Genomic DNA, 9,380 nt, shown 5'->3' with positions numbered 1-9,380 from the left:
GGATATTCAGTGGACGTTAAACAGATGCTTGTGGAGGGGAATCTGGACGGGGTTTCAAGACAGAGATGACTTGAGACTAGACAAACCCAATGAAGCAAGAATCCCCCGTTATAATCTTTGATTTAACGGTGGGAGTGTCAACCAGTCTGTTCATGAGTGCATCCCAATTATGCAATCCCTCACCCAACCCTCTCCCTCAGGAGAGGGCTTTTTGCTCCTTTCTCCTGCGGGAGAAGGGCTGGGGATGAGGGTGCTCCCTGGCGAGCCATGGGAATCTGCAAAAGTGGGATGCACCCCCGTTCATCCCGATCCGGTGCATTATTTCCTGAGGATTCTGCTTTTTGTTTGCAGGAAATTAAGAAAAAGCGATCCAGCGCAATTATTTTGTAAGATCAATTAAAACGTCATTTAATTCATTCCTATGTCTGAAAAAAATGTTAATTCAACATCATCCATATTTGCGGCGAAAATTCCGCTGCGATCAATTTTAATCGTGCCCTTTCTGTTGCAAATCACTGTGGCGGTGGGGTTAACCGGCTGGCTCTCACTCCGTAATGGTCAAAAAGCGGTTAACGATTTAGTTCAGCAACTGCAACTTGAGGTGGAAAATCGCATCACTCAACACCTGAATGACTATTTAGAAAAACCGGTTGAGTTGAATACTTTTAATGCTGAATCATTACGCATTAATGTCTTAAACACAACAGATATTAGCGGCTTAGAACGTCGCTTTTGGCAACAAATTCGGGTCTATACCGATGTGCAATATATTTATTTTGCCAGTGCCCAAGGGGGGTACATTGGCGCGGGGCGAGAATCAGAACCCGCAGCGGTGACGATTGAGGGCACGCCGAATTTTGTGCCGGGGGATTTTCAAAGTTGGCTCACGAATGATCAGGGGCAGCGCACGGAGTTGTTGTATTCCGAACCCGATTATGATCCCCGCCGTCGGGATTGGTACAAGGATGCGATCGCCGCCGGAGCACCCAGTTGGAGCGACATCTATATTTTTGTTGATAACCAGATTGGCATTTCCGCCACCCACCCGATTTTTGATGCGTCGGGAAATCCTCAAGGCGTGCTGGCGGTGGACTACCTCCTTACTGGCATGGGTCAGTTTCTCAAATCTGTGCCCGGTTCCCCCCATGGGACAACGTTTATCATGGAGCGATCGGGGCTATTGGTTGCATCGTCCACTTCCGAAAAGCCCTATATTCCAGCGGATGACCCCGATGGGGAGGTGGAGCGGCTTTCGGCCCGTCAAAGTCAATACCCCGCCATTCAGTCAACGGTGGCCGCCTTCACCCAACAGGTCGCCGATTTTAGTGAACTCACCGAGCCGCTCCAATTTCGCTACACCCTAGAGGGTGAGCGGCAGTTTGTCCGGGTTATTCCGTTAGAGTTTCAGGGCTTAGATTGGCTGATTGTGGTGGTAATGCCAGAGTCGGATTTTATGGCGCAAATCAATGCCAATACGCGCACAACCATTGTGCTCTGTGGGGTGGCATTAGCGATCGCCACCTGGCTCGGTATTTACACCTCGCGTTGGATTAGTCAGCCCATTCTCAAGCTCAATCGCGCCACCCAAAGCATCGCCACGGGCGACATATCGCAACAGTTAGACACCTCGAATATTAATGAAATTTCCCAATTGTCCCACTCCTTTAACCGGATGGTGCAACAATTAGAGGCATCCTTTGCGGCTTTGGCAAAAACCAATGAACAACTCGAAACACGAGTGACCGAACGCACCACCGAATTACGTCAAGCGTTGCATGATTTACAAAAGGCTCAAACTTGCATGATTCAAGCCGAAAAAATGTCGAGTTTGGGGATATTAGTCGCTGGGTTAGCCCATGAAATCAATAATCCAATTAATTTTATTCATGGCAATTTAACCTATGCCAATGAGTATGTATCCATATTCATTGAAATTCTTGAAGCCTATCAGCGGGAATTTCCCAACCCTTCGATCGCACTCCAAGAACAACTCGAAGAACTCGATGTAGACTACATCAAAGCGGATTTTATAAGATTACTTGCCTCGATGAAGGTGGGGAGTGAGCGAATTCGAGAAATTGTTAAATCCTTACGCACCTTTTCGCGCTTAGATGAGGCGAATCTTAAAGAAGTGGATCTCCATGCGGGGATTGATAGCACCTTGATGATTCTGCAACATCGCCTCAAGGCTAAAAGCGATCGCCCCGCGATTCAGTTGGTGAAAGAGTATGGCGAATTACCCTTAGTGGAATGCTATTCGGGTCAGTTGAATCAGGTCTTTATGAATGTTTTAGCGAATGCGATCGATAGTTTTGATGAAATGAATCAGACTCGTTCTGTAGATGAAATCAAGGCACACCCCGATCAGATTACAATTCGCACCAGGGTTTTAGAAACACAGTGGGTAGAAGTTGCGATCGCAGACAACGGCCCAGGCATGGATACAGCGGCTCAAAACCGTTTGTTTGACCCCTTTTTCACCACTAAAGCGATTGGCAAAGGAACCGGATTAGGACTGTCAATCAGTTACCAAATTGTGACGGAACGCCACGACGGTAAACTACTTTGCCATTCCAGCTTAGGGGAAGGCAGCACCTTCATCATTCAGATCCCCATACATCGGCCACGCCCTTACCCACTCCCCAGCCCCGATCACCACTCCATCGCAGAATGAAACAATTTATGACCATTTGTTAAGCAGGATTGGATATTTTTTTCTGTGACAAATTGCGACCCTAGAAGGATAAAGCTGCTAAAATTCTGAGAGAATTTCATCACTCTTGTTGTCCGGTTAACCAGTCATGACCCAGATCAAGCCTGATTATTCCCATCAGTCTCGCACGGCTTTTCCTCTACGACTTGTCTTAGTCGTTCCGTTTCTAATCCAAATTACGATCGCTGTCACTTTAACCGGATGGTTAGCATTACGCAACGGACAAAAGGCGATTAATGACCTAGCCTTTCAGTTAGAACAGGAGGTCAGTGATCGCATCGATTTACACCTCGATCAATACCTCGCAACGCCCCACCACATCAACCAAATTAACGCCGATGCGGTGAATTTAGGGCTTCTGGATTTACGCAACTTTGTAGAAGCCGGTCAATATACTTGGCGACAAATGCAGGTTTTTGATGTGGGCTATATCTACTATGTATTGGCTACGGGTGAATATGCTGGGGCGGGTATTTTTGAAGACCCTGATAACGTGACCATTGATGAACTATCGGCGGCGACTGAGTGGCGTTCTAACGCCTATGCCACCGATGCAGAAGGCAATCGTACCGGACTTCTGTCCTCCTATGATGACTATAACCCTCAAGAAGAAGCGGCCTATGTCGATGCGATCGCCGCGAAACAACCCACCTGGAGCGCCATTTATCAATGGGATAATTTCCCTGAGATTATTTCCATCTCTGCGAGTTATCCCCTCTACACCGAAACTCAGGATTTAATCGGTGTTTTGGTGACGAATTTACGGCTCTCCCAAATTAGTGAGTTTTTGCAAGATATCGATATTAGTACATCCGGTGAGGCGTTTATTATTGAGCGTAATGGGTTATTAGTGGCCAGTTCGGCTCAGGCTCCGTCCTATCGTACCGAAAATGGCAAAGCCCAGCGCCTTACTGCGGTTGATAGTGCTGACCCAATGATTCAGATCACGGCTGATTATTTAGTGGAGCGTTTTGGCAAGTTCACTGAAATTGATCAGCCGACCAGTCTCATTTTTCAGCATGGCCAAGAACAGCAATTTGTACGGATTACGCCCTGGAAAGACCGCTACGGTTTAGATTGGCTCGTGGTGGTGACAGTGCCGGAGTCGGATTTTATGGCTCAAATCGATGTCAATACCCGCAATACGGTGTTGCTGTGTCTTGTTGCACTCTTGGTTTCGACCCTGTTGGGGATTTATACCTCGCGTTGGATTAGTCGGCCGATCTTACTATTGGGGCAAGCATCGAGGGCGATCGCCGCTGGCGATCTCTCTCAAAACGTTCCGTCTTCAAAAGTGCAAGAACTGAAAGATCTGTCTAACTCTTTCAACCAAATGGCAGAACAATTACGGCAATCTTTTGATCATTTAGAAGCCACCAATGAGCAATTAGAGCAGCGCGTTGATGAGCGCACCGCTGCCTTAAAAACAGCCCTCCAAGATCTCCAAAAAACCCAAACCCAAATGATTCAATCGGAAAAAATGTCTAGTTTGGGTCAATTAGTCGCTGGGGTTGCCCATGAGATTAATAATCCGATCAATTTTATTCATGGTAATTTAATCCATGCGGATGAATATGTATCCGCGTTTGTTGAGGTTTTCTATGCCTATCAACAGGAATATTCTGAACCCTCTAACGATCTCCAAGCCAAGCTTGAAGAACTAGATTTAGACTATATCAGTGAGGACTTTGGAAAGTTACTCGCCTCGATGAAAGTGGGGAGCGAACGGATTCGAGAAATTGTCAAATCGTTACGCACCTTTTCACGGTTGGATGAAGCGGAGGTGAAGGAGGTGGATCTCCATGCGGGTATTGATAGCACCTTGATGATTCTGCAACATCGCCTCAAAGCAAAGACAGAGCGACCCGAAATTAAGGTGGTGAAAGAGTATGGCGAATTACCCTTAGTGGAATGCTATTCGGGTCAGTTGAATCAGGTCTTTATGAATATTTTGGCGAATGCGATCGATAGTTTTGATGAAATGAATCAGACTCGTTCTGTAGATAAAATCAAGGCACACCCCGATCAGATTACAATTCGCACCAGGGTTTTAGAAACACAGTGGGTAGAAGTTGCGATCGCCGACAACGGCCCAGGCATGGATGCAGCGGATCAAAACCGTTTGTTTGACCCCTTTTTCACCACTAAAGCGATTGGCAAAGGCACGGGACTAGGACTATCGATTAGCTATCAAATTGTGACGGAAAAACATCAGGGTAAACTCCTCTGCCACTCTGCGGTCGGACAAGGCAGCACGTTCATCATTCAAATTCCCCTGCGCCAGTCATCAGTCGTTACTCATTGATCAGGGTTTGAATGACGGTTTCTAAGCCCTGGACGACGCGGGCGAAGCGATCGTAGTTGAGTTTGTCGGGGGTGTCGTCGAGGGTGTGGTAGTGGGGATAGCGGAAGGGGGCGGAAGGGGGCGGTGTCGGTGACCATCAGGGCGGGATAGCCCTGCTGCCAGAATGACCAATGATCCGACCAACCAGCCCCGGCGACGGCGTTGGGCAGGATGGCGGCTTCGGAGGGAAATTGAGCGACGGCGCGGAATTGACCCACAACCTGACGTACCAGGGCAGCGGAGGCGAAATTCCCCACGAAACTAATGAAATTGCCTTGGATCGGATAGATGCGATCGAGGAGGCCGAGGGGGTAGGTTTGGCTGCCGGGGGTGTCGCTGTAGTAGCCCATGGTTTCGAGGCTGAGCATGGCGACGATGTTTTCTTGGCGGGCTTTGCAGCGTTTGGCATAGACGAGGCTGCCCATGTCATCAGTCCAGAAAAAGGGGGGTTCTTCGTTGGTGAAGGCGATGAGGCGGAGGGTACGATCGCTCTCTTGATTGGCCAGGCGACGGGCGATCGCTAAAATCGCCGCCACCCCAGATCCGTTATCGTTGGCTCCCGGCACACCCACCACGGAATCATAATGCGCCCCCACCACCACAATTTCGTCGGGTTTCGTCTGGCCGGGAATTTCGAGAATCAGGTTATGAAAGGCTTGATCGGCTACGGTATATTCCTGCACTTCCACGGGGTAGCCGGTTTGGGCGAGGGTCGTTTCCAGGTATTGCGCGACCCGGACTAATTCAGGATAGGTGACGTAATTGTGAGGACGAGAGGCGATCGCTTCCACCTCCGCGCGTAACTCCGTCGCCAACGCCTCCGCCGCTGGGGTCAACGGCGGCAACTCACCGCGATAACTCTGGCCCGGCATCCAAATCATCGCCCGATACCCTCCCAAACTCAACAGGATCAACAGTCCACCCAAAATCATCAAGCGCCGAATTGTGCCGCGATCGCCCCACTTCAGCGGGAATTTAGCGCGACCCAATCCCCACCGCGTTACGCCTGATGACTTTCGATCGCCCACCGCGCTAACTCCGTGCGATTATTCAAACTCGTTTTATTCAGCATATTCGATACATGACTTTCAATCGTGCGCTGACTCACATTAAGATGCACCGAAATTTCTCGATTTGACATCCCTTGAGCCACCATGTGCACCACTTCGAGTTCCTTCGGAGTCAGATTCACATCATGGGGAACATGGATCGTCGGCGGTGCATCCGTGCCTTTGTAATGTTGGCTCAGTCGATCCGCTTGCTTGAGGGACGATTCCACCTGAGCGACTAATTCTTCCGGCTCAAACGGCTTCACCATATACACATCCGCCCCTTGGCTTAAGCCTTTTACCCGGTCTTGGCTTTGGCCCTTAGCCGACAGGAACAGGAACGGAATCCAGTTGGTTTTCGGATTACTCCGCACCTTTTCAACGAGGGTATAGCCATCCATTTCCGGCATCATAATGTCACAAATGATCATGTCCGGATCGGCCGCTTCAAGAATGTCGAGGGCAATCCGACCATTCTCAGCGGTGATGACTTCGTAGCCTCGAAATTCGAGATAGTCTTTCACCAAAAGAATCAGGTTGGGGTCATCATCAACCAGTAAAAGTTTTGTTTTCGGCAATCGTTTTGGTTCCTTCATGATTCTGACCCTCTGTCAATGTTGTGATCGTGTTGCGAAGATGATGTGGAATTTACCCTGAATGGTGATGAATGGATATCGGTTCATCTCTGCGTCAAACCATTAATCACTGAAATTCTGAAGAATACTCTTGAAGATCACTGGTCAATGGGGATTGAGAGCAGTGGACAGATTTCTGAGGACAGGCAAGGGACAGACAAGGGACAGACAAGGGGCTTAAGCCCCTTGTTTCAGAGTCTCTGAATATCCTAACTAGTGCTCTATATCTATCACCTTTTTTTATTATCTCGTAGACCTGTTAATTGTTGATGAAGCAATTATACCGGGATCATACGGAGGGTGGGGCCGATAGGTCAGGAAGAGGATGTTGGGCGATCGCATACTCTGCCACCACTTCCCCCTTGAGCACATGGCGCTGAATAATTTCCTCAATCACCTCCGGCGTAGCGTTTCGATACCACACCCCATCGGGATAGACGAGTAAAATCGGCCCCTGGGCACAGACCCGTAAGCAATCGGCTTTGGTGCGAAAAATGCAGTCCGGGCGCAGTTCGGTGGGGCGATCCAGCCCAAGCTCCTGGAGACGCTTTTTCAAATAATTCCAGGCCGTGAGGCTATCCTCTTTGGGGCAGCATTTCGGCTTTGTGGGGTCAGTACAAAGGAATAGATGGCGCTGAATGTGGGGAATACCGAGGGATTCAATAATGGGGGTGAGGTCGGCGGCTTGAGGCGAGTTCATGGTAATCGGCAAGGAGTGAACAGCAGGAACGCTTAATGACAACATCGGGTTAAGCGTTCCTGGGGGACGTTAGGCTTCGAGATGGGCGAGGGTTTGCTGGAGACGGGTGCGATCGCGCCCCTGGTGATGGAGCAACACCCAGGATTGCATCAGGTCAGGGCCTTGGAGTGCGCCCGTTAACGCCGCCCGCATCGATTTCATCACGAGGCCTTTTTTGACGTTGGCCGTTTTCGTCACGGTGTTCACTAAGGCCTTGGCACTGTCGAGGCTGAAGTCTTCCTCACTGTCGAGACCGTCTAGGACAGCGGTGATGATCTCTTTAACCCCGTCTTGTTGAAGATGGGCGGTGGCTTTCTCATCGAAGCTGAGGCTGTCGCCAAAGAGCAGTTGGGCTTCAGCGACGGCATCGGGAAGCCGGGTCAAACTGGGGGCAACGAGGGCGGTGAGTTGTTCGAGCCAGTCCCGGTCTTGGGGGTCGATGGCGTAGCCCGCCCCTTGCCAGTGGGGGATGAGCAGATCCGTGAGTTCGGGGATGGGCATACTGTGGAGGTATTGGCTATTGATCCAATCCAGTTTGTCCCAGTCGAATTTTGCCCCGGCTTTGTTGACGCGATCGAGGTCAAATTGGGCGGCAGCTTCGTCCAGGGTAAAGAGTTCCTGGGTTGAATCCGGGGGAGTCCAACCGAGGAGACACATATAGTTAGCGATCGCCGCTGCCGTAAAACCCAACTCCCGAAAATCATCAATCGAAGTCACCCCATCCCGTTTCGAGAGCTTGCGCCCTTCGGTGTTGAGAATCAGCGGCGTATGGGCAAAGGTGGGCACAGTGCCCCCCAAGGCTTCATAGAGCAAAATTTGTTTGGCGGTATTGGCAATGTGGTCTTCACCCCGGATCACATGGCTGATCTGCATTTCCAGATCATCCACCACCACCGCCAAGTTATAAAGGGGTTGGCCAAAGGGTTCATCCCCCAGGGGAGTCCGGGCAATTACCATATCGCCGCCGAGGTCGCGCCCCTGCCACACCATCTTGTCCCGCACTTGATCGTCCCAAATAATTTGGCGATCGTCGTCAATTTTGAAGCGGATCACCGGCTTGCGCCCAGCGGCAACGAATTCGGCCTCTTGGTCGGGGGTGAGATGGCGATGGCGGTTGTCATAGCGGGGGGCTTGGCTTTGGGCTTTTTGGCGATCGCGCAACGCATTCAGTTCGTCCGGAGTGCAATAGCAGCGATAGGCGAGGCCCTTATCCAGCAGGGTTTGCACCGCTTGGCGATAGTGGTCAAGGCGATCGGACTGGTGGATCGGGCCTTCGTCCCAATTCAGCCCCAGCCATTGCAAGCCGCTGAGAATATTTTCGGTGTATTCAGGGCGCGATCGCTCCGTATCCGTATCTTCAATCCGGAGAATAAACGTCCCCCCCTGGCGACGGGCATACAGCCAGTTAAACACAGCCGTTCGAGCCGTTCCGATGTGGAGATTCCCGGTTGGGCTTGGTGCAATTCGTACTCGTACAGTCACAGATTTCGTCCTCAGCCATCCAAATTCCATCCTCTACCGTAACAAAAAAGGGCTTTGTCATTGCAGAAAACTTATGTTATGCTAGTTTCTCGTTGACGAAAGTTGACTGCAACCAAAAGCGGATGTGGTGGAATTGGTAGACACGCACGCTTGAGGGGCGTGTGGCTAGCCCGTGCGAGTTCGAGTCTCGCCATCCGCATAAACCTTAAACCCTTACAAAACAAACAGTCTTAGGATTTTCCTGAGGCTGTTTTTTAGTGCCATCTACCAAAAATCGACTAAACCTATTGTACCCATTGGTGAAACGGTAGACACTACCAGTAAGTACAGGGATAAGGATCGATGATGAATCAGAGTGATTCCTTGGCAGGTGGGAGAGCATACCACAGTCACTCACACCGTCAAGGGTACGCTCGAT

General features: G+C 50.2%; 5 protein-coding genes, 1 tRNA gene and 1 pseudogene. 3 read left to right on the top strand and 4 right to left on the bottom strand.

Features of this window, described 5'->3' with window-relative positions; genetic code table 11:
• The first annotated feature begins 421 nt into the window (after nt 1–421).
• Both PN477_RS00245 and PN477_RS00240 read left to right on the top strand, forming a co-directional pair.
• Nucleotides 422–2,674: an ATP-binding protein gene (locus PN477_RS00245; protein WP_272115450.1), complete on the top strand. Its 2,253-nt coding sequence runs from the start codon at nt 422–424 to the stop codon at nt 2,672–2,674.
• A 127-nt stretch (nt 2,675–2,801) separates the two neighbouring features.
• Entirely contained in the window at nt 2,802–5,018 is a 2,217-nt protein-coding gene (locus tag PN477_RS00240; RefSeq protein WP_272115448.1) for a sensor histidine kinase, read from the top strand.
• Here the strand turns inward: PN477_RS00240 and PN477_RS00235 are convergent.
• From PN477_RS00235 to gltX, 4 genes and pseudogenes are all read right to left on the bottom strand, one after another.
• A pseudogene (locus tag PN477_RS00235) lies at nt 5,008–5,989 on the bottom strand (M28 family peptidase). The gene PN477_RS00240 and the pseudogene PN477_RS00235 overlap by 11 nt on opposite strands.
• A 68-nt stretch (nt 5,990–6,057) precedes the next feature.
• Complete coding sequence (locus PN477_RS00230; protein ID WP_272115445.1) at nt 6,058–6,702, bottom strand: response regulator transcription factor; 645 nt, start codon at nt 6,700–6,702, stop codon at nt 6,058–6,060.
• 328 nt (nt 6,703–7,030) lie between these two features.
• The gene (locus PN477_RS00225) at nt 7,031–7,441 is read right to left on the bottom strand and encodes a (2Fe-2S) ferredoxin domain-containing protein (protein ID WP_272115443.1); all 411 of its coding nucleotides are present in this window, start codon (nt 7,439–7,441) and stop codon (nt 7,031–7,033) included.
• 69 nt (nt 7,442–7,510) lie between these two features.
• The gene (gene gltX, locus PN477_RS00220) at nt 7,511–8,962 is read right to left on the bottom strand and encodes a glutamate--tRNA ligase (RefSeq protein ID WP_272115441.1); all 1,452 of its coding nucleotides are present in this window, start codon (nt 8,960–8,962) and stop codon (nt 7,511–7,513) included.
• 118 nt (nt 8,963–9,080) lie between these two features.
• Here gltX and PN477_RS00215 point away from each other — a divergent pair.
• Nucleotides 9,081–9,161 (top strand) — tRNA-Leu (locus PN477_RS00215).
• The last annotated feature ends 219 nt before the right edge of the window (nt 9,162–9,380 follow it).

The sequence above is a fragment of the Spirulina subsalsa CS-330 genome, from assembly GCF_028330765.1.
Lineage (GTDB): Bacteria > Cyanobacteriota > Cyanobacteriia > Cyanobacteriales > Spirulinaceae > Spirulina > Spirulina subsalsa_A.
Note: the sequence above shows the minus strand (reverse complement) of the source record. Positions and strands in the feature narration are given on the sequence as shown.